This is a genomic window from Mycolicibacterium thermoresistibile (genome assembly GCF_900187065.1).
Classification (GTDB): Bacteria; Actinomycetota; Actinomycetes; order Mycobacteriales; family Mycobacteriaceae; genus Mycobacterium; species Mycobacterium thermoresistibile.
On the sequence record NZ_LT906483.1, the window covers coordinates 3,724,579 to 3,749,592 of the forward strand.

A 25,014-nucleotide genomic window follows, 5' to 3' on the forward strand; every position below is an offset into this window, starting at 1 on the left:
AAACAAGAAAAGCTGGGCAGACCAGCGACCCCTTCACGCCCAGATCCCAGCTAGTCAAGATCAAACAACAACCACCAAGCAATCAGGACTCATCCGTGGATTCAGGTTTAGGCCCTCGAGTTTGCGTGGGGCGCGGCCGATGCGGGACGTAGGCCGCGACGGCGTCCGCGGCCTACTCCAGCGTGCCGAACCCGGTCTCCGCGTGCGACACCATGAAGTCGCGGATTCGGCTCGTCCCGGCCGGCTGCAGGAATGGTGACACGTCCACCAGAACCAGGCCGAGCGCACGGTCGGGTCTTAACCCGATCGCTGCCAGGGAGGCGTTGCCACCCAGCGAGGCACCGACGTACACCGGTGGGCGGCCGAGGAAGTCGGCGACGCATGTCACATCACCGGCAAACCGGTCGAGACCGTACCCGTCCGGTGACCAGCCGCTCTCCCCGTGACCGCGCAGGTCGACGGTAACGGCGTACCAGTCCTTCGCGCCCAGGTCGGCTGCGGTGGATCCCCACGAATGCCTGGTCTGGCCGCCACCGTGCAGTAGCACCACCGGCGGATCGGCCGGGTCACCGTAGGCGTCCGCGACCATCGTCACGTCGCCCGATGGAATCTTCAGCGTCTCACGTTGTGCATTGGTGGCGTCGTTACTCATCCCCGCGTCCTCGATCCCATCGCCAGTGACGTCGTCGCCGAGTGTGAACCCAAGGCGAAAATCACGCGCTTGGATGCGCGCAATGCGTTCACACTCGGCACTCATCGTGGCACGCGCTCAGTCGCTGGCGGGCAGCGACTTCGCTTGCTTGAGCGAAAGTGGCGTTCCGTCGATGCGCGACGACCCTGCCAGCGGCTCGCGCCACGGTCATGCCCATTCCGGGCTTGGTAACCAGTACTCGGCGCCACCCTCACCGACATAACGCTTACCCATCGCACTGTCTCCGGCGAACGCCGAGTCCGAGGTCGGCGTTCGGCGCCTCGTTCCAACATGATTCATGGATGATTTATGGAACCCCGACAAGGGTTTGATACCAGAAAGTAGTCGTAGTTGGTTTACTAGGTCAACCTACTCGCCCCACCGAGACCGCGCCGCACATGGTTTACTGAGTTGGATAGCTGACCGCCCCTGGTCAGCGAGTCGCTACTGGAGAAAGAGTGGCTGGAACCACACCGCCGTTGTCGCCGATGATCGGGCCGGGTTCGACACCCGGCGCGAGCGTCCGCTCCCCCAAGACGGCCGAACTCGTCGCCGGCACGCTGCGCCGGATGGTGGTTGACGGCACCCTCAAGGACGGGGACTTCCTGCCCAACGAAGCCGAGCTGATGGCGCATTTCGGGGTCAGCCGGCCCACCCTGCGCGAAGCGGTGCGGGTGTTGGAGTCCGAGCGGCTGGTCGAGGTGCGGCGCGGGTCGCGCACCGGCGCGCGGGTCCGGGTGCCGGGCCCGGAGATCGTGGCTCGCCCGGCCGCGCTGCTGCTGGAACTGTCCGGCGCGACGGTCGCCGACGTGATGGTGGCCCGCTCCGGCACCGAACCGATGGCCGCGCGACTGCTGGCCGAATCCGGCAACACCGAAGCGTTCGACGAACTCGAGAAGATGCTCACCGAGCACATCCCGGCGGGCTACGAGTCCGGCCGACTGGCCGAGACCACCGGCGATTTCCATCTGCGGGTGGTGCAGCTGTCGGGCAACACCACACTGTCGATCATCGCCGGCATGCTGCATGAGATCACGGTGCGCCACACCGAGGTCGCGCTGCGGGGTGAGCGGTCGTTGTCCAAGACCGACTACGACAAGTTGATCCGGTCCTACCGGCGGCTGTTGAAGCTGGTCCGCGCCGGAGACGGCGCGGCGGCCGAAGCGCACTGGCGCACCCACCTCGACACCGCCCGGCAGCTGATGCTGGAGGGGTTGGAGACCATCCGGGTCCGCGACATCATGGGCTGAGTCCGCCACCTGCGGCTACGGTGGAGATATGGCGCGCATCGTGATCATCGGAGGCCACGGTCAGGTGGCCATGCATTTGTCCAGAATCCTCAGCGAACGCGGTGACCAGGTGACGTCGGTCTTCCGCAACCCGAACCACGCGGAGGAGGTGATGGTCACCGGCGCGCAACCGTTGCGGGCCGACCTCGAACAGCTCGACACCGACACCCTCACCGAGGTGTTGTCCGGACACGACGCGGTGGTGTTCTCCGCCGGCGCGGGTGGCGGCAACCCGACGCGCACCTATGCGGTGGACCGGGACGCCGCCATCCGTGTCATCGACGCGGCAGGGAAGGCCGGGGTATCCAGATTCATCATGGTGTCGTATTTCGGAGCGGGGCCGGATCACGGTGTGCCCGAGGACAGTTCGTTTTTCCCGTACGCCGAATCGAAGGCGGCCGCCGACGCGCACCTGCGGGCCAGCGAGCTCGATTGGACGATCCTGGGACCGGGCCGCCTCACTGAGGAGCCGGCCACCGGCAAGATCACCGTGGGGCCGGAGGCCGCCGACAGCGAGGTGCCACGCGAGGATGTCGCATTGGTCGCGGCGGCGTGTCTGGCCGACGATTCCACGGTGCGGCGCACCATCGAGTTCAACAAGGGCGACACCTCGATCGCCGAGGCGGTGCGCGCCCGCTGACTTTGCCTCCAGATCGCTTCAGCGGGCCGAATCGCGATCTGTGGGCAAAGTCGACGAGGTGACGTGCACCGGGACGGTGTCGTCCCAGGGCTGGCGCACCACCATGTCGGCCACCCGCACGTAACCCCGCTCGAACTCCCCGGTCGCCGCGTCGACCAGCCGGTACTGCTGGGTCTGCCGATGGATCGGCTGGGCGTCCAGCAGCACCACCCGCACCTCCCCCGGCTCGAACCCGCAGCGCTGCTGCATCGCCTCGATCAACTGCTCGTTGTGCATGTGCCCGTCGCCGAAGTTCCACCCGATCGCGGTGGAGCAGATGCGCTCCCCGTCGATGATGGTGTAGTCGTCCTCATCGTGGCCGGCCATCGCGCGGTGCGCCAGGGTGAACAGCGCCTTGCCGTGAGTGTTGAACGCGCGGAACGCGTATCCCATGTACAGGTACATCTCCGCGGTCTCCTTGCTGCCGTAGTACCGCTCCATCTGGGCGGCGGGCATGCTGGCGATCGCGACGATGCCGTTGTTGATCTTCTCCTCGGCCGACGGTTTGACGCACCACAGCGTGGTGTCCCAGTTGCCGGCGTAGTAGCGCATGCCGGGCAGGAAGGACACCTTGTGCGGGAACAGGTTTCCCAGGACGACGGTGCCGGCCAGGACGAGGGACAGCGCGGCCACCGGCCACGGATTCCCCACATCGGCCAGACCGAACTGGGCGTGGGTGACGAACAGCCACAGCACTCCGAAGATCATGAAGACGTTCCACTCCAGCGGCACCCCCATCGGGATCGCCGACAGGATGCCGAAGTGGAACAGCACCATCACCCCGGCCGCGATCGCGGTGGCCCAGCCGCCGTGGCTGAAGAACAACACCAGCGGGACCAGCAACTCGATCGCGGTGGCGAGATGAGCCAGCCACCGGGATGCCCGGCCGGGCCGCAGATCATCCGGGAAGCGTTCGAAGAATCTGCGTTTGATCCACCGTGGCCGGAACACCGGGTTGTTGCTCATCATCGTGGAGATGACGAACGGGAAGTGTCTGTTGAGCTTGGAGACCCCCGCCCCGAGCCAGATGATCAGGAAGACGATCTTGGCGGCAACGATCATGTCCGGACCGGCGAACAGGAAGGTGACGGTCAGCGACGCGTAGACCTCGCCGCGGGCGGCCAGGAAGATCACCTTGTCGCGCAGGCCGGCCGCCGCCAGCAGCCCGAGCACCGCCCAGATCTGCCATGCCGGCAGCAGGCCGATGTCGGTACCCAGGGCCTCGACGGGCCCGGTGCCGCCGGAGGCCAGCGCCACCACCAGCATCACCAACAGTGCGCCGTAGAGCGCGACGTCGACCGGCGTACGGGTGGTGCCGCGGGTGAACGGGATCCGGTTCGGCCACGGTGGCAGCCGGATGGTGTTGGGCCGCAACCAGTACAGGATGGAGCCCATCGGCGGGAAGAACCGGTTGTTCAGCGGCCCGAACCCGCAGCCGAGGCCGACGACCTCGAACAGCATGGTGTAGAGCACCACCTTCTGGAAGACGATGGGCTCCGACCACCAGTCGGCGACGTCGGTGAGACCACCGATGCCCGGGGTGGCGGCGGCGATCAGCCAGGCACCGAGGATGTACAGGCCGATCTTGAGCACGTAGAACAGGTGCAGCGCGACCGGGGTGCCGAACCCGACCTCCGCCCAGTGCCGGGCCATCGGTTTGATCTTCTCGGCGCGGGTGCCGGTGCGCCACTGCTCGTAGTCGACGACCGGAGTGTTCTGTTTGAGGAACCCCATGCTCAGTTCCTAGCGCGAGCAGACGCGGATTCGTCTCATTTCGCCCTGAAACGCGCGGTTCTATGACTGCTCGGCGGGAGCGGGCGGGCGGTAGAAGATGGCCAGCTGGCCGATGCCGCCGATCAGACCGAGCCCGAGTGCGATCACCAGACCCCACCAGCCGTGCAGGTAGTCGTAGAACGCGGCGCCGGAGAACAGCAGATGGTCCAGGCTGTACTTGCCCGCGCCGGTGGCGCCGACGGACACTGCCGCGGCGGCGAGCACCAGGTTGTACTCCCAGCCCTCCTTGACGATGAAGAAGCCGTTCTTGCGGTGCACGGTCCACGCGGCGACCAGCATCAACGCGACGAAACCGGCGGCGGGGACCGGGGTCAGCAGCCCGACCGCCAGGCCGAGGCCCGCGGCGATCTCGGCCGTCGCGGCGATCCGGGCGTGCAGCATGCCCGGTTTCATGCCGATGCTCTCGAACCACCCGGCGGTGCCCGGGATGCGGCCGCCGCCGAAGAACTTGTTGTATCCGTGCGCCGCCATGGTCAGGCCGAGCACGACCCGCAGGATCAGCAGCCCGAAATCGTAAGCCTCCATGCAACAGAATCTAGGTCATCTGTTAACCCCGGTGGAAGCCCCGTCGGCGCGGTCCGTCAGGGCAGGGCCGCGTCCAGCCGGGCGAGGTAGGCGTCGATGTCGCCGATCGACCCGGCGGCGGCGTGCACGCTGACCGCCACGGTGTCGCCGATGCCGTGCACTCCGTGGGTCAGCCCCATCATCGGTGACAGTCCCGGATAGCCCGCGGTCAGGCATACCGGCGCCGCCCCGAACCGCAGATCTGCCGCGCCGCGGTTGACGCTGGAGACCACGGTGTTGCCGGTGACGGTGTCCGACCTGGCGGTGGCGTCGAACTGGGCCACACCCCACCGCAGCAGCGGCGCGGGCACCACCGCGGCGGCGCGGGCGGCGTCACGCATCGCCGGGTGGGCGGCGCGGTGGCGGCGGACCGCGAGTTCGGCGGCGATGCGGTGTCGCCGCTCCTCGACCGGCGCCCGCGGATGCAGGTCGACGCCCACGTTGCCGAAGTGGTTGTGGGCCGTGCGGGGGCCGGTGTGGGCCAGCGGCACCTCGGCGCCGAGATGGTCGGGGTCCTCCCCCAGGTCGCGCAGGTGTCCGGCCAGCGCGTCGGCGACCGCGGCGAGCACCGCCACGGTCACCGTCGGCCCGGGCAGCGCATCGCGCCGACGGATCAGGGTGCGTACCGCGCGGGCGCCGACCGCGCCGCGGTTGGTGGACCGCGCCGGCCGTGAATCGGCCTGCGGGGCCACCAGACCCGCGGAGGTGTCGCGCTGCAGCCGGCGGTGCGAGCGGGCCGCGCGGACGGCGCGCCAGGGCAGCCGCACGGTGCGCAGGGGTGGCGGCGCCGGCGGGGTCGGGATGGTCGTGTGTCGTCCGAACAGCAGCGCGGCCAGCGCCGACGAGCGGACGCCGTCGCCGAGGGCGTGGGCGATCTGCAGCACGGCGACGGTACCGGTGACGGGTCCGGCGACGGTCGGGATGTCGGCCACCGGGGCGAAGACGTGCAGTCGCCACGCGCACCGGCGGGCGTCGAGTTGCTCGTCGGCCAGGGCGGCCACGGCCGTCAGACAGTCGGCCCAACCGTCGGCGGCGAGGTGGTGCACGACGAACTGGTCATCGCCGACACCGCGCGGCACCCACACCGGATAGCCGATCCCGCCTCGGTCCTGGATGCGCAACCCCAGCTCCGGGCACCGGTCGGCGCGGTCGCGGATCTCGGCGACGGCGCGGGTCAGATCCGCGGGGACCCCGTGGAACCCGTACAGCAGGAACTGGTCGTTGGGGATCTTGGCCGACATCCAGAAGGTCTGCGCGTCGACGGCGGCGAGCCTCCTGCGGATCCCCATCGGGTTCAGCCTGCGAAGCGCAGAATGTGGTCGGCCACCGCGTCGGGGCGGTCGAGTTGCAGAAAGTGTCCGGCTCGGTCGAGGATCGCCACCGCGCTGCCGACCGGCAGCACCGGTTCGACCCAGCGGGCGTAATCCGGTGTGGCGCACCCGTCGTCGGCGCCGTGCAGATACAGGGTGGGGATGCGCGGGGCGGACAGCCAGTGCTGATGCAATTCGGCGTAGCGGTGCGGCGGGCGGGTGTTGCGGATGGTCGCCCGGTAGTACCCCAGCGCGGCCCGCCACCGCTCGGGCGCGCCGATGGCGTCCCGCACCAGTTCGATGTCCTCGTCGGCGGGGTAGTCCGGTGACCAATGCCGCCACAGCGCGGGCACCACCCACTTGCTGGATCTGTCCGGCAGCCAGGGCAATTGGAAGTACATGATGTACCAGCTGCGCAGCAGCTGACGGGGCAGTCGGGCGGCGAGCCGGGCGGGGTCGGCGACGCGGCCCAGCGGCCGGAACGAGGCCGCCGGAGGCACCGACATGATCACCGCTCGGGTGAACGGGCTGTCGGGCATCGCGGCCAGTCCGGCGCCGGCGATCGCTCCCCAGTCGTGCCCGATGAGCAGGTCACGTCCGGTGCGACCGGCCGCGTCGAGCACCCGCAGCGCGTCGTCCATCAACGCGCCGACGTGGTAGCTGCCGTCATGGGCCGGTGACGACGGGGCGTAGCCGCGGTTGAACGGGGCCACCACCCGCCAACCGGCGTCGGCCAACAACGGAGCCAGCTTGCGCCAGCCGTGTGCGGTGTCGGGAAATCCGTGCAGACACAACGCGATCGGCGCGTTGTCGGACTCAGCGGGCTCCCACACCAGCGCGCGCAGGTCCGCTCCCGGGGTGCGGACGTCGATCCACCGTGGTTCCGTCATCGTCACACCGGCTCGAACTCCGACACCAGCCACTCGCCGTCGATCTTCTCCAGGGTCACCCGGACACTGGATTTGGTGTTCTGCGGCATCTCCTCGCCCACCCCGATGATGACGGTCTGGTCGACGAACAGCAGCACCACGGCCTTCTGCGGATCCGCCGAGACGCTCGCCGCGCTCGGCACCGACGCGGTCGCCGAGATCTGACGTTCCTTGGCGCCGGGGATCACCACCGCATCGGTCAGTTGGGTGTAGCTGGTCTTGAAGTCGCCGGTGAGCCGTTCACGGGCGGCCACGAGTTGTTCCTCGACCGTTTCGGGCTCGTAGGACAGCATCGCGATGGTGGTGTCCTTGGCGGCCTCGACCGATTCGACGGCCGCGGTCTCGACGGCCTGAAGGGTGTACTGCCGCCAGACCAGCAGCGCCGCGGCGACCACCAGCAGCACGATCAGCACCGGAAGGACACCGAAGACCGCGATCTTCGCCCACGGGATGCGGCGCCGTGCCGGGGTGTCGGCCGCCTCGGCCGCCGCTTCGGGCTCGGCGGGCTCGGCGGGCTCGGCGGGCTCGGTGTGCTCGGTCCCCGCAGTCTCAGCCGTCTCCGGCGGTGCCGTCTCCGCGGCTTCGGTCGGTTCGGCCTCGCCCGCGGCCGCTGACGGGTCGGCGGTCGCCGGCGTGTCCGGGTCGGTCGTGACCTTTCGATCGTCGTCACTCATTGCACAAACTCCACCGCGGAAACCTTCGCCTCGGAACCGACCTTGTCCACTATCAACCGCATCCGCCAGGCCTGCGGCTGCTGTTCGGGCACACCCACATTGGACGACTCGATGATCACCGAGGCCAGCACGGTGCCCTGCTTCTCGGAGAACGACTCCAAGCCGACCTCGGTGACGTCGCCCTTCGACACCGACTGCGCCTGTTTGACGAGTTCGGTGTAGGACGGCGCACGCCGCTGCATGTCGTCGTAGAAGCTGCCGGTGGCGGCGTCGAGGATGCGCTGCACGTCGGCGTCGGCCTGCTCCCAGTTGACGTTGGTCAACGCGAACGCCCCCTGTCGGCCGGCTTCGAGGAACTGTGCGCGCAGGTCGGCGTCGCGCTGCATCTGGTACGTCCGGTACCCCAGCCAGCCGACCGCACCGCCCAGCGCCAGCACGAGAACGAGCCCGATGATGCCGGCCAGCCGGATCGGGGTGATCCAGCCGCGCACCGACTTCCCGGCGCCGTGCTCCGGATTCGTCGCGGGTTCGGTGTCGCGCTCCTCCCCGGGGCCGGCCTTCTCGGATTCGGTTCCGAGTCCGGGGCTGTCGGTGTCGGCAGCCGCGGCCGTCTCGCCGTCAGCGTCCGCACCGGTCGCGGCCAGTTCGGCGGACGTCGACTCGGTCGCGTCCGGATCGCGGACGTCATCCTGGTCGGGCGTGGGCTCTGCCATGGGCCTCCTCTGCAGCGATGCCAGGGCTACGGTTGTGTATACCTGGCGCGCCGACCGGAAGGCCCGTGAGGGGCGTCAGACGGGGTTGGTGACGGCCTCCTCGAGCTCGGCGATGACGATCTTGCGCATCCCGAGCATCGCCCGGGTGGCGGCCGCCGCCCGCGCCGGGTCCGGGTCGTTGACCAGTTCGAACAACCGCTGCGGCACGATCTGCCAGCTCAGACCGAACCGGTCCTTGAGCCAACCGCACTGGGACTCCTGTCCGCCGTCGACCAGGCGGTCCCAGTAGTAGTCCACCTCGTCCTGGTCGGCGCAGGTGACCATGAACGACACCGCCTCGGTGAACGAGAACGCCGGCCCGCCGTTGATGCCGACGAACCTGGTGCCGTCCAGGACGAACGTGCCGGAGGCCACCTCGCCGGGGGTGCCCGGGCCGGCGTCGGTGTACCGCTCGAATCCCTCGATCGACGAGTTCGGGAAGATCGAGGTGTAGAACCGGGCCGCCTCCTCGAGGTTGTCGTCGAACCAGAGGGCGGGTGCGATCGCGGGCATGGGGTCCTCCTGGCGAGTCGGGACGTCACCAGGTTTGACCGCTGCGCCCCGCGGAAGTCATCGCCGGTAGGGAGTGTGGTCGGCGCCGATCGCCCGCAACGCGAAGTCCATGACGCACTCCACCCCGACCCGGTACTCGTCGTCGGTCAGGTCCGTCTGTTCGAGCAATGCCCTCGCGACCACCGCCCCGATCGCCACCGCATCGCACTCCGGGTCGGTCAGCGGCATCGAACCGTCGGCGCGGCCGCGGGTCAGGATCGTCCGCAGCGAGCGCTCCCGCTCGATGTGGGCGCGTTCCCGCACCTCGCGGAAACCCTTGGCGGAACGCACTTCGTCGGAGTCGATCACCTGCATGTGCTCCCGCAGGGCGGGGTCGTAGACCAACGCGAACAACTGTTCCACCCAGGCCTGGAGCTGCTCGATCGGGGTGCCCGGATGTTCGGCGACGATGCGGTCGAGCCGTCGCGTCAGCGCGGCGCTCTCCTCTTCGACCATCGCCAGGAACAACGCGTCCTTGGACTCGAAGTGACGGTAGAACGCGCGGCTGGAGCACTCCGCCCGGGCAAGGATCGCGGCCACCGACACCGGGTTGACGTGCCGCTCGGAAAGACACTGGTAGGCGGCGTCGATGATCCTCTTGCGATCCTCGCTCGCCGGAGAGTCGGTTGCCACGGTGGCAAATTGTAGGTGGTGTGCGGGGCCGAACCCCCCGGACGCCGCAAACTGCCCCTCGGTAACGTGTGACCTGGGCAGATCCGGAAGGACGTCGTTGAACAGTACGCACAGCAAACCGCAGACCGTGCGGTTCCGGGGTGCGCAGGGCCTCACCCTGGTGGCCGATCAGTGGAACCGCGGTTCCGGCCCGAAGGATCGGCCGACGATCCTCCTGCTGCACGGCGGCGGCCAGAACCGGTTCTCCTGGAAGAACACCGGGCAGATCCTCGCCGACAAGGGCTGGCACGTCGTCGCCCTGGACAGCCGCGGTCACGGTGACAGCGACCGGTCCCCGACCGCCGACTATCAGCTGGACGATCTGTGCGCCGACACGCTGTCGGTCGTCGACCAGATCGGGCGTCCGGTCTCGTTGATCGGCGCCAGCATGGGTGGGCTGACCGGCATTCTCGTCGCCGATCGGGCCGGCGCCGACAAGGTCACCGAACTGGTGCTCGTCGACGTGGTGCCGCGGGTCGAACAGGCCGGCACCGACCGGATCCGCGACTTCATGATGACCAACGTGGCGGGGTTCGAGACGCTGGAGGAGGCCGCCGACGCGGTGGCGGCGTACCTTCCGCACCGCCGCCGCCCCCGAAGCCCCGAGGGGTTGAAGAAGAACCTGCGCCACCGCGACGGGCGCTGGCACTGGCATTGGGATCCGGCGTTCGTCACGCGCGTCGGCGAACAGTTCGTCGACGTCGACGTCCTCGAACGGGCGGCGCTGCGCCTGACCGTCCCGATCCTGCTGGTCCGTGGCAAATTGTCCGACGTGGTCAGCGCCGAGGGGGTCGAGGAGTTCCTGGCGAAGGTGCCGTCCGCGGAGTTCGTCGAACTGTCCGCGGCCGGCCACACCGCCGCCGGCGACGACAACGACGCGTTCACCGATGCCGTGGTGGCGTTCCTCAGCCGCTGAGTCCGGCGTGGAACCGCCGGCCGTGCTCCGCGACGTGCACACGCTGCGGTCGCGGGGCGCCGTCGGCGCGGCACGGTCGGCGCTGGATCGTCGGGTCCGGTCGCTGTACGCCCGCTGCCCCGCGCCGGTGCGGCACGCCTGGCGGTTGACCGACCGGACCGTGCGCGCGGCGAGCGCCGACCGGGTGCCCGGCCTGGCCGCCGAAGCCGCTCTGTTCACGTTGATCTCGCTGCCCGCGCTGCTGCTGGCCGTGTTCGGGTCGCTGGGCTACATCGCCGAGGCCTTGGGCCCGGACGGCACCGAAGGGCTGCGCCGCCTGGTGCTCGACGTCCCGCAGTCCTTCCTCACCGAGGAGACGTTCGGCTTCTACGCCGTGATGGTCGAGGATGTGCTGACCCGCCGCCGCGGCAGTGTGGTCTCCATAGGCCTGCTGTTGAGCCTGTGGACCGGATCGCGCGCGGTGAACCGGTATCTGGAGACCATCACGATCGCCTACGGGGTGGCGCCCCGGCCGGTCTGGCGTCGGCGCCTCATCGCGTTGGGGTTGACGGCCGGCGGGCTGGTCGGCGCCGCGGCGGTGCTGCCGCCGCTGGTGGTCGGGCCGCAACTGGTGCAGGAGTTGGCTCCGCCGGCGATGCGCGCCGCCACCGTGCAGATGCTGGACGCGATGTTCTGGCCCGCGCTGATCCTGGCCATCCTGGTGGGGCTGGTCAGCTTCTACCACTTCGGCGTTCCGTGGCAGACCCCGTGGCGACGGGATCTGCCCGGTGCGGTGCTGGCGATGGTGTTATGGCTGCTGGCGTCGGCGGGGCTGCGGGCGTACCTGGCGGTCAGTGTGCGCGACGAGGCGGTGTATGCCCAGCTGGCGGTGCCGATCGCGGTGGTGCTGTGGCTGTACGTCACCGCGTTCGCGGTGCTGGTGGGTGCGGAGTTCAACGCCGAGATCGAACGGATGTGGCCGCACGACCGCTACCCCTGGCGGTTGCGGCGGCGCCGGGATCGCCGATCCCGCGACGGGTCGGCCAGGATGGGGCGGTGACCCAGATCGCGATCGTGGTTGTCGCGCTGGCCGGTCTCGCGCTGGCCGAGGCCGTCGCGCTGGCCGTGTTGTGGGGAAGGCTGCGACGGGAACGCCGGGCCGCCGACGAGTTGCGCCGCCGGCTCGACACCCGGACCACGCTGATGGCCGGCGGGCGGGAGGCGGTGAGAACGGTGTGGCAGACCGCCAACATCCTGCGCACCGACGGGCTGGGCGCGGCGGCGCGGTCGTCGATCGAGGATCTCGCCGACTGGGCGGAGGTGGAGCGCCCGGATCTGGCCCGGCTCGCCGCCAACGGCAAGGTGGTCATCCTGTTCTCCGACATCGAGGGGTCGACCGCGCTGAACAACCGCATCGGGGATCGGGCGTGGGTGCGGCTGATCGATCGGCACAGCCGGCTGGTGCGCCGGTTCGTCAAGAAGCACGACGGTTACGTGATCAAGAGTCAGGGCGACGGGTTCATGGTCGCGTTCGCCCGGCCGGAGCAGGCGGTGCGGTGCAGCGTGGAGTTGCAGCGGGCCTTGCGCAAACGACCGGACCGCATCCGGGTCCGGATCGGCATCCACCTGGGCCGGTCGGTGCGCCGCGGAGACGATCTGTTCGGCCGTAATGTGGCGTTGGCCGCCCGGGTGGCCGGCGCGGCGGAGGGCGGAGAGGTTCTGGTCAGCCAGGCGGTGCGCGATGCGCTCAACAGCGCCGGGGACGCCGGGTCCGACGAGGTCGCCGGCTTCGATGTCGACGACGGTCGCGAGGTGTCGTTGAAGGGTTTCCCGGGCAGACACCGGTTGTTCGCCGTACGCGGCCAGGCTGGTTTCCGGCCGCGACCCCGCCCGGAGTGATCGACGTCACACATGATGTGGATCATTCACCCGACGTCCCGCCAAGCGGTGTGTACATCGACGAATCAGGCGCTCAACGGGGCATTCGCGGTCCGTTTCGCCGAAGCGACGGGTGTGCCGGCAACCAGCGGAGAACACCGCGTGGCGCGTTGAGGGTTCGTTTCGTCGCGATGAGCATCTACCGTTAGCGCCCGAGGTACCGACTCGGCGGTGACGTCGCCGTCGTGCTGTAGCTCTCACCGAGGCACCGATTGGCAGTGAGCAATCACGGGTAATCCCTGACAGCTTTCGCCGGGAGTTCCGGTAGACGGCGAGTAGGAGTTGAACGTTGAACGCATTCACGAGCGAGCGACCCAGCGACACCGGCAGCACCGGTGTGACGGTGCAGACCCGGGTGCGGGTGTATCCCGGCACCGACGCCGAGGCGCGCGGAGTCGTCGTGCAGGACTTCGGTGACACGGTCGGATACGGCCTCGACACCGACGACCGGCCGAGCGGTGAGAAGGCCTGCCGGTGGGCGGTCATGCTCGACGCGGGTGACCTGGTCCTCGTCGACAATGAGGATTTGATCGCCGACTGACCGTTCGTTGTGCCAGCATGGACGTCGGGTCGGGTTGGCTAAGCGATGGGGTGGGTGGACATGCGTGTCACCGAACTTCCGAACCGCTCTCGATCCATGTTCCGGCTGATCGGCGTCATCAGTGCGTTCGTGCTGGCGGGCTCGATGGCCTGCGGCATCGGCTTCGTCAGCGCCGTCATGGGCGTCGGCAGCCCGACGGCGGCCGCGCAGCCGTGTCCCGACGTGGAGGTGATCTTCGCGCGCGGCACCGACGAACCGCCCGGTGTGGGCGGCGTCGGCCAGGCGTTCATCGACGAGTTGCGGCCCCGGATCGGCGACCGCTCGCTGTCGGTGTACGCGGTGAACTACCCCGCCAGCAGTAACTTCGGCGCGGGCATCGAGTTCGCCCGCACCGTGGTCGACGGGATCCGCGACGCCGCCGATCGGGTGCAGACGACGGCGGCCAACTGTCCGGACACCCGGATCGTGCTGGGCGGCTATTCGCAGGGCGCGGCGCTGGCGGGCTACGTCACGGCCGCGGCGGTTCCCGAGGAAGTGCCGGTCGAGTTCCGCTCCTATGTTCCCGAGCCGATGCCCCGCGAGGTCGCCGACCATGTCGCGGCGGTGGTGCTGTTCGCCCAGCCGTCGTCGGCGTTGTTGCAGCGCTATGGCGCCCCGCCGATCGCGATCGGATCGGTGTACCAGGACAAGACGCTCGAGCTCTGCACGGAGGGCGACACCATCTGCAACGGCGTCGCCGACGTCATGCCCACCTTCGCCCACGTGACGTACACGTGGAACGGGATGCCGGCCGAGGGCGCCGCGTTCGCGGCTGACCGCCTCTAGGTGTACTGACTCTGCGTTGGTGCCGCTGCGGCGAGCGAGTGCGCGTCGGCGGATCAGCGTGCGGTGAGCGCCCGTTCGAACGTGAGCACCGGAACCAACTCCCCCGACGGCGCGACTTGTTCTTCCGGTCCGCGGGTGTGGACGAATCCGGCGCCGTGCAGCACCCCCTGTGACCCCTCGTTGGCGGGATGGGTGCGGGCGTCGAGACGGGTGAGACCCGACCGGGCGGCGAGGTCGACGACGGCCCGCAGGGCGTTGCGTGCCGCGCCCCGGCCGCGGGCCTGCGGGGTGAGCCAGAAACCCACCTCGGCGCGGCCGTCGTGGATGTCGAACAACACGATGCTGCCGAGGAATTGGTTGGACGACGCGTCGGCGATGGCGAGCACGGCCAGCGATCCGTCGGCCAGCCCGTCGGCGATGACACCGTCGATCTGGTCCCGCACGGTCTGCGGGGTGTATTCACGCAACGGCAGATGCCCGTACTGGCGCACGGCGGTGTCCGTCGTCCCGGCGGCGAAAGCCTCGGCGTCGGCGTGGTCGAGCCGGCGGACAACGACATCGCCGGCCCGGCACGGCAGGTGTTCAGCGATCACCCTGCCCAGTCTGCCTGTCGAGGCGGTCCGGCCGAACCTACTCGCGGTCGTCACCGCACCCACAGCCGGATTCGGTTGCGGTGCGACTGGTTCCGACCGGGACTGCGCAGCAGGTGTCGCCGCGCCAGGCCTCGATACCCTCCCGCACCGCCATCGCGGCGATGGCCAGCCCGGCGACCGGGTCGGCCCACGACCAGCCGAAGAGGCTGTTGAGCAGCAGACCGATCAACAGCACCGCGGACAGATAGGTGCACAGCAGGGTCTGCTTGGAGTCGGCGACGGCCGATAGCGATCCGAGTTCTCGCCCGGCCCGCCGCTGGGCGTAGGACAGCACCGGCATGATCAGCAGGCTCAGCGCCGCCACCACGATGCCGACCGTCGAGGGGCGGCTCTCCCCCATGCCCAGCAGCGCCCGGACCGCATCGACCGTCACGAACGTGGCCAGCCCGAAGAACGAGAACGCGATGACGCGCAGGGCGATCCGTTCCCGGGCCTCGGGGTCGCGCCCGGCGAACTGCCAGGCGACCGCCGCGGCCGACGACACCTCGATCGCCGAGTCGAGGCCGAACCCGATCAGCGCCGTCGAGGACACTCGCGCACCCTCGCCGATCGCGACGACGGCCTCGATGATGTTGTAGGAGATCGTCGCGGCCACCAGCACGCGGATGCGCCGCGCCAACTGCTGGCGGCGCGACTCGGACAGCGGCCGCCACCCGATCGCCCCCGACGGCGTCACACGCACGAGCAACGCCCCCCGTCGGCGCCGACGCAGCAGTCCGGATCGACGGCCAGCACCAGGCCCATCAGATCGGTGAGCGCCTGCCCGATGCGCGCGTCGGCCAGTTCGTAGCGGGTGCGCCGGCCCTCCGGCACCGCGACGACCAGCCCGCATCCGCGCAGGCAAGCCAGATGGTTGGACAGAACCTGGCGTGAGACACCGAGCCGGTCGGCGAGCTCGGCGGGATAGCCGGGCGCCTTGGTCAGGCTGAGCAGGATGCGCGCTCGAGTGGCATCCGACAGCGCGTGACCGAACCGCGCCAGCGCGTCGGTGTGGGTGACCGTCTGCATGCCCACAACAGTACAGCGCTTCCTTTATTCATGAAACGCTGTACCTGTGCGGTCGGATCGGTCCCCCGTCGCCGGACCCTCCCGCCGTTCGCGGCTACGTGCCGGCCTTCACCTCGATGCGCTTGGGCGACGGCTGGGTCTCCCGGAGCGGCACCGAGACGGTGAGGATGCCCTTGTCGTAGTCGGCGGTGATGTTCTCCTCATCGGCACTGGCCGGCAACGACACGGTGCGGACGAACGAGCCGTAGTTGAATTCCGAACGGCCGTTGGTCTCCTTCTTCTCCTGTCGCTCCGCGCGGATGGTCAACCGGCCGTCCTGCACCGTGATCTCGATGTCCTTGTCCGGGTCGACCCCCGGGATCTCGGCGCGGACCATGTATTTGTCGTCGGTGAGCTCGTCCTCGAGCCGCATCAGGTTGGTGTCGAACATCGGCCGCAGCGAAGGCCAGGACGGGAAGCCTGCGAAGAAATCGGCGATCTCGGGAAACAGCGACTTGGCACGCTGCCGTTCAACAGTGGTCATGATCATCTCCTTCATCTGTCGAAGTTCAACTCCTCCTATCGAATTCGACCACTCCTGAGGTCGGCTCGGTAGGGACGGAAGTCCTCTGCCGGCCCCGGACGCACCGCCGAAAGTCGTCCGAAGGTGTGACCAGTGGCCCTATCGGCGGGTCGGATCGGACGGGACGCTGGACGTATGCGCCGACCTCTCGCCGTCTTCGCGGGCACCGCGGCGCTGCTGTATGCGGCGCGCCGCTACTACCGCAACTGGGGAACCACCAAGCACGAATGCCGGCAGCGGCTCCCGGGTGACGAACTGATCAGACCTCCGCTGGTGCGGACCACCGAAGGGGTCTGGATCGACCGGCCCGCCGAGACGGTGTGGCCGTGGCTGGTGCAGATGGGGCACAACCGCGGCGGTCTCTACGGCCGTGGCGGGCTGCAGGCCCTGCTGGGCCTCGCACGCGACAGCGCGGACCGCATCCATCCGCAATGGCAGCATCTCGAACCCGGCGACCGGGTCCAGCTCGCCCCACCGGGCTGGCTGGGCCGGCCGGCGGGTCTGGTGATGACGGTGGCGCAGGTCCTCGACGGTGAGGCCCTGGTGCTGCGGGGATCGCCGCCGGACATGCCGTGGGACAGCGTGATCTCGTTCCACGTACTGGCGCGGGGACCGGACAAGTGCCGACTGCTGGTGCGGTCGCGCACCGCGCTGCGCCGTCCCGGTCAGGTGCTGGTCGCCGAGCTCGCCGGGCCGGTGGCGGCGTTGCTGACACGCGGACTGCTGCTGGGTATCAAGCACCGGGCCGAGGCGCCGTCGTCGGCCGAAGAGGCTCTGGTGTCCGCCGAGAAGATCTGACCGGGCGTCAGAATTCGCAGGTGCGGGCGAAGCACCCGCCCGAGAAATCGGTGTCGGCCCGCGCCAGGGTGGGTCCGGGCGCGGCGAAGGTCAGCACCTGGTCCTCCCTGCTGCCGTATCGGTACACGGTGATGCCCTTGACCTTGGCCCGCCAGGCGGCGAGGTAGATGGATCGGACGTCGTCGACACTGGCGGTGGCGGGCAGGTTGATGGTCTTGGAGACCGCCGCGTCGACGTGGCGCTGCACCGCGGCCTGCATCCTGAGGTGCCAGTGCGGCTCGATCTCGGTGGCGGTCGGGAACGCCGCGCGCACCTCGGCGGGCAGCCGTTCACAGCCCCGCACCCCACCGCGCTCGGCGATCTCGGTGATGAGCTCGTCGCTGTAGAATCCGCGATCCCGCGCCAGCCGGTCGAAGAACGGATTCACTTCCAGCAGTTGCCGACCCACGATGTTACGGACGAACGCGATGGCGAACATCGGCTCGATGCCCGCTGTGGTGCCGGCGATCAACGAGATGGTGCCGGTCGGCGCCACCGAGGTCAGCTGCGCGTGGCGCCGCGGCGGCGTGAACACGCTCCGGGCGATCAGCGGGAACGATCCGCGGCGTTCGGCCAGCTTCACCGACGCCTGATGCGCCGCGCGTTGGATGTGGCGGGCCACCCGGCCGGCCAGCCGCACCGCGTCGTCGCTGTCATAGGGAATCCCCAGTACCGCAAGGAGTTCCGCCAGGCCCATCATGCCCAGGCCGATCTTGCGGGTGGCGCGGCTGGCCTGCTCGAGCTCCGGGAACGGATAGCCGTTGACGTCGATCACGTCGTCGAGGAAGCGCACCGCGACGGTGGCCACCTCGGTGAGCCGGTCCCAGTCCACCTTGCCGTCGCGCACCATGCGGGCCAGGTTGATCGAGCCGAGATTGCAGGATTCGTACGGCAGCAGCGGGACTTCCCCGCACGGGTTGGTGGCCCGAATCCGGCCCTGGTCGGGCAGCGGGTTGGCCCGGTTGATCGTGTCGAGGAACAGCAGGCCGGGATCTCCGCAGGCGTGCGCGGCTTCGCAGATCGCATCGAACAGTTCGGCCGCCGGTATCCGGGCCACGGTGGCGCCGGTGCGCGGATTGACCAGGTGGTGGGTTCCGTCGCGTTGCACCGCCCGCAGGAACGCATCGGTGACGCCGACCGAGAGGTTGAACTGGGACAGCTCGCCGGGGGAATCCGCTTTCGCGGTGACGAAGTCGAAGATGTCGGGGTGTGAGACATCGAGCACCGCCATGCCGGCGCCGCGCCGGCGGCCACCCTCCTGCACGACGCCTGCGGCGGTGTCGAACAGCCGAAGAACCGACAGCGGACCGCTGGCCTTGCCGCCGGTTCCCGTGACGATGTCGCCGGCGGGACGCAGATCGCTGAACGTGTAGCCGATGCCGCCGCCGGCCTGGTGGATCTCCGCGGCGTGTCCGAGCGTCCGGAAGATCGATCGAAGCGAGTCCTCCAATGGCAGCACCACACAGCCCGACAGCAGGCCCAGCGGGGTGGCGGCGTTCATCAGGGTCGGTGAGTTCGGCAGGAACCCCAGTCCGCGCAGCAGTGCCGAGAACCGTTCGGTCCAGCGCTGCGAGGATCCGGGCTCATAGCGGTCCTCGGCGGCGGCCACGTAGCCGGCGACGCGATCCATCATCTCGCCGGTCGACTCCACCACGCGGCCAAACTCGTCGCGGCGCAGATACCGTTCGCTGAGCACGGTCACCGCGGCCACACTCAGCTTGAGGTCGTCAGTTACACCCAGAAGCTTTTTGGCCGAACGGATTTCGGCGCGCTGCTGGCGGTACAGAATGTAGGCGCGGGTGATGTCCTCGTAGCCGGCGGCGTTGAGCTGGGCCTCGACGACGTCCTGGATCTCCTCGACGGTCGGCGGCGTGCGGCGCCGGCGGCGGGCCAGCTCGTCGGCGACCGATCGGGCGATGGTCGAGGCGATCGTGGGATCGGTGTGGCCGGTCTCCCGGGCGGCACGGCTCACCGCGTTCTCGATGCGGGCGATGTCGAACGGTGTCGTCCGGCCATCCCGCCGGCGAACTGTCGTGGGCCAATCCACTTCACCGTCCTCCTACGACGGGCCGTGGCCGATTGCGGGCCCCTCGAGCCTACTTGCCGACGATGGGTGGGCGCTCGGCGTTGACCTTGCTCGTCGCGCGCAACACGGGGGCTACACGTTGAACCGGAACTCGACCACGTCGCCGTCCTGCATGACGTAGTCCTTGCCCTCCATCCGGACCTTGCCGGCGGCCTTGGCCGCGGCCATCGACCCGGCCTCGACCAGGTCGTCGAAGGACACCACCTCGGCTTTGATGAAGCCCTTCTCGAAGTCGGAGTGGATCACCCCGGCGGCCTTCGGCGCGGTGGTGCCCTGACGTATCGTCCAGGCGCGGGCCTCCTTGGGCCCCGCGGTCAGGAAGGTCTGCAGCTTGAGCGTGTGGAACCCGGCGCGGGCCAGGGCGTCGAGACCGCGTTCGGTCTGCCCGATCGACTCCAGCAGCTCGCGGGCCGACTCGTCGTCGAGCTCCTGCAGTTCGGCTTCGATCTTGGCGTCGAGGAACACACAGTCGGCCGGGGCGACGAGCTCCCGCAATTCGGCCTTGCGGGCCTCGTCGGTGAGCACCTCTTCGTCGCAGTTGAACACGTAGAGGAACGGTTTCGTCGTCAACAGGTTGAGCTCACGCAGCAGCGTGGCGTCGAACCCGGCGGCGAACAGCGTCTTGCCGCTGTTGAGGATCTCCTGGGCGGCCACCGCCGCCTCGTAGGTGGGGCGCCGGTCCTTGTGGGTGCGGGCCTCCTTCTCCAGCCGCGGCAGCGCCTTCTCCAGCGTCTGCAGATCGGCCAGGATCAACTCGGTCTCGATGACCTCGATGTCGGCCTTCGGGTCGATGCGGCCGTCGACGTGCGCCACGTCGTCGTCGCTGAACACCCGGACCACCTGACAGATCGCGTCGCATTCGCGGATGTTGGCCAGGAACTTGTTGCCCAGCCCGGCCCCCTCGGACGCGCCTTTGACGATGCCGGCGATGTCGACGAAGGTGACCGTCGCCGGCACGATCTTCTCCGAGCCGAAGATCTCGGCGAGTTTCTCCAGCCTGGGGTCGGGCAGCGGCACCACGCCCTCGTTCGGCTCGATCGTCGCGAACGGATAGTTGGCCGCCAGCACGTTGTTGCGCGTCAGCGCGTTGAACAGCGTCGACTTACCGACATTCGGCAGTCCGACGATTCCCAGGTTGAGGCCCACAGGAACCAGAGTCTAGGAGACTGTGACCGGCACGCCCGCGCGGTGCTGGCAGCGCAGCCCACCGTCGAGCCGGTACGGTCTAGCTGTGCCAGGACAGCGCGCGCGGTCGGCGGTGCCGGCCGAACTCCGCTCCGCGCACCCGGATATCCCGGGTGTGCCGTGGTGGGGTGCTGCGCTGATCGCGCTGACCGCCACCGCGCTCGGCTTCGCGTTCGACGCCGGATCGGGCAGCAAAGAGCTCAGCGTGGTGTTCTCCGGGACCTACATGCTGGGCTGCCTGGTCGCGGTGTTGGCGGTGCGGCAGGCCGGGCTGTTCACCGCGGTCGTCCAACCGCCGATCGTGCTGTTCGCGGCCGTTCCGAGCGCGTACTTCCTCTTCCACGGCGGCCAGATCCGCGGTCTGAAGGATCTGGCCATCAACTGTGGATATCCGCTCATCGAGCGGTTCCCGGTGATGTTCTTCACCTCGGCGGCGGTGCTCGTCATCGGGATGGTCCGCTGGTACCTCGGCATGAGCGCGCGGCGAGCCGGTCCGGCCGATCCCGAACGCGCGCCGTCGGCGGTCACCGACCTCGTCTCGGCGGTGACGAACACGTTGACCGCGTTGGTCACCGGACACCGGCCGGCCCGCGCCGACGGGGGCGCCGACCTCGCGGCCGCCGCGGACACCGCCAAGGCCCGGCCACGCAAACGCGCCGCCACCGACCGTGCCGCCGCCGGCCGTTCCGGGCGCACCCCCCGCGACGGTCGCCGCACCGCGGCCAAACGGGGTTCAGCGCGCGCTGAGGCGGCCGCCCGCGCCGGCGACGGTTCCCGCCCGCCGCGGCGCCGTCCGGCCGCGGAGAGCGCCGATCAGCCCCGTTCGGCCACCCGCAGCCGCCGCGGCACCAAAGCCGCGCCGCCGCGGTCGCGGCCCACCCGGGCGCTCGACGGCGACTACGTCGACCCGCTCGCCGACGCGCCGCGCCGGCGTCGGCCCACCCGGCCGGACGACTCTGCGGTGCCGCCGGATCAGCCGCGGCGCCGGTCGCGCGGCCAGGCCCGCGGCGACCGCACCCAACCTCCACCGCGCAGCCGCCGGGTGCCGCCGCGCGAACCGCGCCGTCAGCCGTCCGCGGACCGGATCGGCTACGACGGTGTCGATTCCCGGCCGGAGTCCCGCTCGCCGCGGCCGCGCCGCAGCCGTGTGGACGGCTACGAACCGCTCGAACCGCACACCAGGAGCGGAGCCCGCGGCACGCATCACCCGGTGTCGCGGGTGCGTTATCGCAGTGCGGAGAATCCCGAGGAACGCGCCGAGTACCGCAACCGGCCCCGCCATGCCCGGCATGCCCGCGGCTGGGAGGCCGATAGCTGGGAATACGACATCTGAGCGATTTCGGCGTGTCTACGGTCGCTCAGCGACCGTCAGCACGCCGAAATCACTGGCTACGGGCCGGGCGGATCTCCCGCGGCAGCGCGAACACCAGCGTCTCGTTGGCCGTGGTGACCGGTTGCACGGTGTCGAAGCCGTACTCGGCGAGCCGCTCGAGCACCCCGCGCACCAGGATCTCCGGCACCGACGCACCCGAGGTGACACCGACCGTGGTGACCCCCTCCAGCCACTGCGGATCGATGTCGTCGGCATAGTCGACCAGGTGCGCGGCGTCCGCGCCGGCCCCGAGCGCGACCTCGACCAGCCGCACCGAGTTCGACGAGTTGGCCGAACCGACCACGATCACCAACTCACACTCCGGCGCCATCGCCTTGACCGCGACCTGACGGTTCTGGGTGGCGTAGCAGATGTCGTCGCTGGGCGGATCCTGCAGCTTGGGGAACCGTTCCCGCAGCTTCTGCACGATCTCCATGGTTTCGTCGACCGACAGCGTGGTCTGCGACAGCCAGATCACCTTGTTCTCGTCGCGCACGGTGACCTTGTCGACCGCCTCCGGGCCGTCGACGATCTGCACGTGATCGGGCGCCTCACCGGCGGTGCCGATCACCTCTTCATGGCCCTCGTGGCCGATCAGCAGGATGTCGTAGTCATCGCGGGCGAACCGTTTGGCCTCGTTGTGCACCTTGGTGACCAACGGGCAGGTGGCGTCGATGACCTTGAGATTGCGCTCGGCGGCGTTGACATGCACGCTCGGCGCGACACCGTGGGCGGAGAACACCACGATCTCGCCTTCGGGCACCTCATCGGTCTCGTCGACGAAGATCGCGCCCGCCTTGGCCAGCGTCTCCACCACGTGCCGGTTGTGCACGATCTCGTGGCGCACGTACACCGGGGCGCCATGCTTCTCCAGGGCGCGTTCGACCGTCTCGACGGCGCGGTCCACGCCGGCGCAGTATCCGCGCGGTTCGGCCAGCAGCACCCGCCGGTCGCCGGCCGGTCGTGCCACCGTGCTGGCGGCACCCGGAATGCCCATGTTGATTGTCGACGCCATGGCTACCAGCCTACGTGGGTGGTCCAGTCGGCCAGGGTCCACGCCATCCCGCGCCCACCGGCCTCGGGCCGACAGCGAATCGGGCAAGGTTGCTTGGAGTTGGCCCGGCAGTTGAGGCAGGGTGGAAGACATGCCAAACGCACCGTATGGGGTTCGCTTGCTGCTCGGGGTCGCGGTGACCGCGCTCGAGGAGACCCGCAAGCTCCCGCACACGATCCTCACGTATCCGATGACGGTGGCGAGCACAGCGGCACACATCGTGATGCGGGTTCAACAGAACGTCGCCGAACTGGTGATCAAGGGCGACGAGGCGCTCGAGCAGCTGTTCCCGCCGACCGAGGAGCAGCCGGAATGGGCGACCTTCGACGAGGACCTCGACGACGGGTCGGACGACGACGGCGAACGGCGCCGCCCGGGCCGGTTCGCGCTGTACAGCACCGGGGCCCCGGAGCGCCAGGCCAACGGGGCCAACGGGGCCGCCGAGCCGGCCGCACCTGCCGAGCCGCCGGAGATCGCCACCGAGCTCGGCTACGACTCGTTGACGCTGGCACAACTGCGCGCCCGGCTGCCCTCGCTGAAGGTGGGCGACCTCGAGGCGCTGCTGGCCTACGAGGAGGCCACCAGGGCCCGCGCGCCGTTCCAGACCCTGCTGGCCAACCGGATCACCCGCGCATCCGCGAAGTGACCCTCCCAGCGTGCCGGGCGCATGACTGACCCCGAGCCGGGAAAATCCCCGGACAACCCGTGGCCGGTGCGCGCGGTGGCCACCCGCGTCGCCAAGTACATCGACCGGCTCGGCATGGTGTGGGTGGAGGGGCAGCTCACCGAGATCAAGGTGCGCCAGTCCACCGCGTGGATGGTGTTGCGCGACCCGGCGGCGGACATGTCGCTGTCGGTCAGCTGCCCGCGCGACCTGGTGGTCGACGCCCCGGTCCAGTTGACCGAGGGCACCCAGGTGGTGATGCACGGCAAACCGCAGTTCTACACCCGCAACGGGTCGTTCAGTCTGCGGGTGAACGACATCCGCGCGGTGGGCATCGGTGAGTTGTTGGCCCGCATCGAACGGTTGCGCCGTCTGCTCGACGCCGAGGGTCTGTTCGATCCGCGGCTGAAGCGGCCGTTGCCGTTCCTGCCGACCATGGTCGGGCTCATCTGCGGCCGGGCGTCGGCCGCCGAGCACGACGTGATCAGCGTGGCCACCGGCCGGTGGCCGGCGGTGCGGTTCGCCGTCCGCAACACCGCGGTGCAGGGCCCCAACACGGTGCCGCAGGTGGTCGAGGCGCTGCGGGAACTCGACGCCCACCCCGAGGTCGACGTCATCGTGATCGCGCGTGGCGGCGGCAGCGTGGAGGATCTGCTGCCGTTCTCCGACGAGACGCTGTGCCGGGAGATCGCCAAGTGCACCACCCCGGTGGTCAGCGCGATCGGCCACGAACCCGACAACCCGCTGTGCGATCTGGTCGCCGATCTGCGGGCCGCCACCCCGACCGACGCGGCCAAGCGGATCGTGCCCGACGCGGCGGCCGAACAGAACCTCATCATCGAGCTGCGCCGGCGCAGCGCCCGCGCCCTGCAGAACTGGGTGCACCGCGAAGAACACCTGCTGCACCAACTGCGCGGCCGGCCGGTGCTGGCCAACCCGCTGCAGGCGTTGACCGCCCGGGCCGAGGAGATCGACCGGGCCCGCGCCGCCGCCCGCCGCGAGATCGACCGGCTGCTCGCCGCGGAGACCGACCGCATCGAGCACCTGTCGGCGCGGCTGGCCACCCTCGGACCGGCGGCCACCCTGGCCCGCGGATACGCCGTCGTGCAGACCGCCGACGGTGCGGTGGTGCACAGCACCGCGGACGCGCCCGCGGGCACCCGGCTGCGGGTGCGGGTGGCCGACGGCGCCCTGACCGCGGTCAGCGAGGGTCCGGAACACCCCCAGACGCCTGAACAGGAGTCGAACAGATGAAGCCCATTAGTGAGATGGGGTACGAAGAGGCCCGTGATGAGCTCATCGCGGTGGTCCAGCGCCTGGAACAGGGCGGACTCGACCTCGAGGAATCGCTGAAATTGTGGGAACGCGGCGAAGAACTGGCCAAATGCTGCGATGAACACTTAGCTGGAGCACGCCGCCGGGTGTCCGAGGCCCTGGCCGCCAGGGAGGATGACGAGGACTGAGCGACCAGGAGATTCCCGTCCGGAC

The 25,014-nt window shown here is 69.5% G+C and carries 28 protein-coding genes; 12 read left to right on the forward strand and 16 right to left on the reverse strand.

Annotated features, from left to right (window positions below; genetic code table 11):
• Positions 1-172: 172 nt before the first annotated feature.
• A complete protein-coding gene (locus tag CKW28_RS17445; RefSeq protein ID WP_234784952.1) occupies positions 173-757 on the reverse strand; it encodes an alpha/beta fold hydrolase in 585 nt (194 codons plus the stop codon).
• A gap of 422 nt (positions 758-1,179) precedes the next feature.
• Here CKW28_RS17445 and CKW28_RS17450 point away from each other — a divergent pair, with 422 nt between their 5' ends.
• On the forward strand, positions 1,180-1,941 hold the full coding sequence (locus CKW28_RS17450) for a FadR/GntR family transcriptional regulator (RefSeq protein WP_003924784.1): 762 nt from the start codon (positions 1,180-1,182) through the stop codon (positions 1,939-1,941).
• 28 nt (positions 1,942-1,969) lie between these two features.
• Positions 1,970-2,620, forward strand: coding sequence for an SDR family oxidoreductase (locus CKW28_RS17455; RefSeq protein ID WP_003924785.1), 651 nt, complete (start codon positions 1,970-1,972; stop codon positions 2,618-2,620).
• 18 nt (positions 2,621-2,638) lie between these two features.
• Here the strand turns inward: CKW28_RS17455 and CKW28_RS17460 are convergent, their stop codons facing one another.
• From CKW28_RS17460 to CKW28_RS17495, 8 genes are all read right to left on the reverse strand, one after another.
• Positions 2,639-4,393, reverse strand: a complete 1,755-nt coding sequence (locus CKW28_RS17460; RefSeq protein ID WP_003924786.1) for a DUF3556 domain-containing protein — start codon at positions 4,391-4,393, stop codon at positions 2,639-2,641.
• Between the two features lie 60 nt (positions 4,394-4,453).
• Positions 4,454-4,978 carry a DoxX family protein gene (locus tag CKW28_RS17465; RefSeq protein ID WP_003924787.1) on the reverse strand — a complete coding sequence of 175 codons (525 nt, stop codon included), beginning with the start codon at positions 4,976-4,978 and terminating at the stop codon, positions 4,454-4,456.
• A gap of 56 nt (positions 4,979-5,034) precedes the next feature.
• Positions 5,035-6,306, reverse strand: coding sequence for a WS/DGAT/MGAT family O-acyltransferase (locus CKW28_RS17470; protein ID WP_003924788.1), 1,272 nt, complete (start codon positions 6,304-6,306; stop codon positions 5,035-5,037).
• A gap of 5 nt (positions 6,307-6,311) precedes the next feature.
• On the reverse strand, positions 6,312-7,217 hold the full coding sequence (locus CKW28_RS17475) for an alpha/beta fold hydrolase (protein ID WP_040546420.1): 906 nt from the start codon (positions 7,215-7,217) through the stop codon (positions 6,312-6,314).
• A 2-nt stretch (positions 7,218-7,219) separates the two neighbouring features.
• Entirely contained in the window at positions 7,220-7,930 is a 711-nt protein-coding gene (locus tag CKW28_RS17480) for a hypothetical protein (protein WP_003924790.1), read from the reverse strand.
• Entirely contained in the window at positions 7,927-8,643 is a 717-nt protein-coding gene (locus CKW28_RS17485) for an Rv1363c family protein (protein WP_003924791.1), read from the reverse strand. Before CKW28_RS17485 ends, CKW28_RS17480 begins: the two co-directional genes overlap by 4 nt.
• A 75-nt stretch (positions 8,644-8,718) precedes the next feature.
• Positions 8,719-9,195 carry a VOC family protein gene (locus tag CKW28_RS17490; RefSeq protein ID WP_003924792.1) on the reverse strand — a complete coding sequence of 159 codons (477 nt, stop codon included), beginning with the start codon at positions 9,193-9,195 and terminating at the stop codon, positions 8,719-8,721.
• A 57-nt stretch (positions 9,196-9,252) separates the two neighbouring features.
• On the reverse strand, positions 9,253-9,867 hold the full coding sequence (locus CKW28_RS17495; RefSeq protein WP_003924793.1) for a TetR/AcrR family transcriptional regulator: 615 nt from the start codon (positions 9,865-9,867) through the stop codon (positions 9,253-9,255).
• Positions 9,868-9,964: 97 nt separating this feature from the next.
• Between CKW28_RS17495 and CKW28_RS17500 the strand changes: the two genes are divergently transcribed.
• The 5 genes from CKW28_RS17500 (at position 9,965) to CKW28_RS17520 (ending at position 14,105) form a co-directional block, all read left to right on the forward strand.
• Positions 9,965-10,822 (forward strand): alpha/beta fold hydrolase, encoded by an 858-nt coding sequence (locus CKW28_RS17500; RefSeq protein ID WP_003924794.1) that lies wholly within the window; start codon positions 9,965-9,967, stop codon positions 10,820-10,822.
• A gap of 7 nt (positions 10,823-10,829) precedes the next feature.
• Positions 10,830-11,861 carry a YihY/virulence factor BrkB family protein gene (locus CKW28_RS17505; protein WP_003924795.1) on the forward strand — a complete coding sequence of 344 codons (1,032 nt, stop codon included), beginning with the start codon at positions 10,830-10,832 and terminating at the stop codon, positions 11,859-11,861.
• Positions 11,858-12,700, forward strand: coding sequence for an adenylate/guanylate cyclase domain-containing protein (locus CKW28_RS17510; RefSeq protein ID WP_003924796.1), 843 nt, complete (start codon positions 11,858-11,860; stop codon positions 12,698-12,700). The genes CKW28_RS17505 and CKW28_RS17510 overlap by 4 nt, the downstream gene beginning before the upstream one ends.
• 328 nt (positions 12,701-13,028) lie before the next feature.
• Entirely contained in the window at positions 13,029-13,280 is a 252-nt protein-coding gene (locus tag CKW28_RS17515; protein WP_003924797.1) for a hypothetical protein, read from the forward strand.
• Between the two features lie 60 nt (positions 13,281-13,340).
• Positions 13,341-14,105 carry a cutinase family protein gene (locus tag CKW28_RS17520; protein ID WP_003924798.1) on the forward strand — a complete coding sequence of 255 codons (765 nt, stop codon included), beginning with the start codon at positions 13,341-13,343 and terminating at the stop codon, positions 14,103-14,105.
• Positions 14,106-14,158: 53 nt separating this feature from the next.
• On the opposite strand, the gene CKW28_RS17525 is transcribed toward CKW28_RS17520, so the two are convergent.
• The 4 genes from CKW28_RS17525 to CKW28_RS17540 form a co-directional block, all read right to left on the reverse strand.
• Positions 14,159-14,698: a GNAT family N-acetyltransferase gene (locus tag CKW28_RS17525; protein ID WP_003924799.1), complete on the reverse strand. Its 540-nt coding sequence runs from the start codon at positions 14,696-14,698 to the stop codon at positions 14,159-14,161.
• A gap of 37 nt (positions 14,699-14,735) precedes the next feature.
• Positions 14,736-15,434 carry a cation efflux transmembrane domain-containing protein gene (locus CKW28_RS17530; protein WP_003924800.1) on the reverse strand — a complete coding sequence of 233 codons (699 nt, stop codon included), beginning with the start codon at positions 15,432-15,434 and terminating at the stop codon, positions 14,736-14,738.
• Positions 15,431-15,766, reverse strand: a complete 336-nt coding sequence (locus CKW28_RS17535) for an ArsR/SmtB family transcription factor (RefSeq protein ID WP_003924801.1) — start codon at positions 15,764-15,766, stop codon at positions 15,431-15,433. The genes CKW28_RS17530 and CKW28_RS17535 overlap by 4 nt, the downstream gene beginning before the upstream one ends.
• A gap of 94 nt (positions 15,767-15,860) precedes the next feature.
• Positions 15,861-16,292 (reverse strand): Hsp20/alpha crystallin family protein, encoded by a 432-nt coding sequence (locus CKW28_RS17540; protein WP_165483617.1) that lies wholly within the window; start codon positions 16,290-16,292, stop codon positions 15,861-15,863.
• A 171-nt stretch (positions 16,293-16,463) separates the two neighbouring features.
• Here CKW28_RS17540 and CKW28_RS17545 point away from each other — a divergent pair, with 171 nt between their 5' ends.
• Complete coding sequence (locus CKW28_RS17545; RefSeq protein WP_003924803.1) at positions 16,464-17,126, forward strand: hypothetical protein; 663 nt, start codon at positions 16,464-16,466, stop codon at positions 17,124-17,126.
• 7 nt (positions 17,127-17,133) lie between these two features.
• Here the strand turns inward: CKW28_RS17545 and CKW28_RS17550 are convergent, their stop codons facing one another.
• Both CKW28_RS17550 and ychF read right to left on the reverse strand, forming a co-directional pair.
• Entirely contained in the window at positions 17,134-19,212 is a 2,079-nt protein-coding gene (locus CKW28_RS17550; RefSeq protein ID WP_003924804.1) for an adenosylcobalamin-dependent ribonucleoside-diphosphate reductase, read from the reverse strand.
• Between the two features lie 111 nt (positions 19,213-19,323).
• Positions 19,324-20,397: a redox-regulated ATPase YchF gene (ychF, locus tag CKW28_RS17555; RefSeq protein WP_003924805.1), complete on the reverse strand. Its 1,074-nt coding sequence runs from the start codon at positions 20,395-20,397 to the stop codon at positions 19,324-19,326.
• Positions 20,398-20,482: 85 nt separating this feature from the next.
• On the opposite strand from ychF, the gene CKW28_RS17560 reads away from it, so the two are divergent.
• A complete protein-coding gene (locus CKW28_RS17560) occupies positions 20,483-21,769 on the forward strand; it encodes a DUF6542 domain-containing protein (protein ID WP_061252254.1) in 1,287 nt (428 codons plus the stop codon).
• A 49-nt stretch (positions 21,770-21,818) separates the two neighbouring features.
• On the opposite strand, the gene CKW28_RS17565 is transcribed toward CKW28_RS17560, so the two are convergent.
• Complete coding sequence (locus tag CKW28_RS17565) at positions 21,819-22,823, reverse strand: 4-hydroxy-3-methylbut-2-enyl diphosphate reductase (RefSeq protein ID WP_003923969.1); 1,005 nt, start codon at positions 22,821-22,823, stop codon at positions 21,819-21,821.
• A gap of 130 nt (positions 22,824-22,953) precedes the next feature.
• Between CKW28_RS17565 and CKW28_RS17570 the strand changes: the two genes are divergently transcribed.
• Genes CKW28_RS17570 through CKW28_RS17580 form a run of 3 tightly spaced genes read left to right on the forward strand, consistent with a single transcriptional unit; the run spans position 22,954 to position 24,989 of the window.
• A complete protein-coding gene (locus CKW28_RS17570) occupies positions 22,954-23,508 on the forward strand; it encodes a lipid droplet-associated protein (RefSeq protein WP_040546089.1) in 555 nt (184 codons plus the stop codon).
• Positions 23,509-23,529: 21 nt separating this feature from the next.
• Entirely contained in the window at positions 23,530-24,780 is a 1,251-nt protein-coding gene (xseA, locus tag CKW28_RS17575) for an exodeoxyribonuclease VII large subunit (RefSeq protein ID WP_003923973.1), read from the forward strand.
• Complete coding sequence (locus CKW28_RS17580) at positions 24,777-24,989, forward strand: exodeoxyribonuclease VII small subunit (protein WP_003923974.1); 213 nt, start codon at positions 24,777-24,779, stop codon at positions 24,987-24,989. The genes xseA and CKW28_RS17580 overlap by 4 nt, the downstream gene beginning before the upstream one ends.
• Positions 24,990-25,014 lie beyond the last annotated feature (25 nt).

Coding starts and splice junctions, on each gene's coding strand:
- CKW28_RS17480 (WP_003924790.1), bottom strand. CDS start 7,930: ATGAGTGACGACGATCGAAAGGTCACGACCGACCCGGACACGCCGGCG.
- CKW28_RS17465 (WP_003924787.1), bottom strand. CDS start 4,978: ATGGAGGCTTACGATTTCGGGCTGCTGATCCTGCGGGTCGTGCTCGGC.
- CKW28_RS17470 (WP_003924788.1), bottom strand. CDS start 6,306: ATGGGGATCCGCAGGAGGCTCGCCGCCGTCGACGCGCAGACCTTCTGG.
- CKW28_RS17565 (WP_003923969.1), bottom strand. CDS start 22,823: ATGGCGTCGACAATCAACATGGGCATTCCGGGTGCCGCCAGCACGGTG.
- xseA (WP_003923973.1), top strand. CDS start 23,530: ATGACTGACCCCGAGCCGGGAAAATCCCCGGACAACCCGTGGCCGGTG.
- CKW28_RS17570 (WP_040546089.1), top strand. CDS start 22,954: ATGCCAAACGCACCGTATGGGGTTCGCTTGCTGCTCGGGGTCGCGGTG.
- CKW28_RS17545 (WP_003924803.1), top strand. CDS start 16,464: ATGCGCCGACCTCTCGCCGTCTTCGCGGGCACCGCGGCGCTGCTGTAT.
- CKW28_RS17450 (WP_003924784.1), top strand. CDS start 1,180: ATGATCGGGCCGGGTTCGACACCCGGCGCGAGCGTCCGCTCCCCCAAG.
- CKW28_RS17535 (WP_003924801.1), bottom strand. CDS start 15,766: ATGCAGACGGTCACCCACACCGACGCGCTGGCGCGGTTCGGTCACGCG.
- CKW28_RS17520 (WP_003924798.1), top strand. CDS start 13,341: ATGCGTGTCACCGAACTTCCGAACCGCTCTCGATCCATGTTCCGGCTG.
- CKW28_RS17580 (WP_003923974.1), top strand. CDS start 24,777: ATGAAGCCCATTAGTGAGATGGGGTACGAAGAGGCCCGTGATGAGCTC.
- CKW28_RS17455 (WP_003924785.1), top strand. CDS start 1,970: ATGGCGCGCATCGTGATCATCGGAGGCCACGGTCAGGTGGCCATGCAT.
- CKW28_RS17475 (WP_040546420.1), bottom strand. CDS start 7,217: ATGACGGAACCACGGTGGATCGACGTCCGCACCCCGGGAGCGGACCTG.
- CKW28_RS17445 (WP_234784952.1), bottom strand. CDS start 757: ATGAGTGCCGAGTGTGAACGCATTGCGCGCATCCAAGCGCGTGATTTT.
- CKW28_RS17460 (WP_003924786.1), bottom strand. CDS start 4,393: ATGGGGTTCCTCAAACAGAACACTCCGGTCGTCGACTACGAGCAGTGG.
- CKW28_RS17490 (WP_003924792.1), bottom strand. CDS start 9,195: ATGCCCGCGATCGCACCCGCCCTCTGGTTCGACGACAACCTCGAGGAG.
- CKW28_RS17485 (WP_003924791.1), bottom strand. CDS start 8,643: ATGGCAGAGCCCACGCCCGACCAGGATGACGTCCGCGATCCGGACGCG.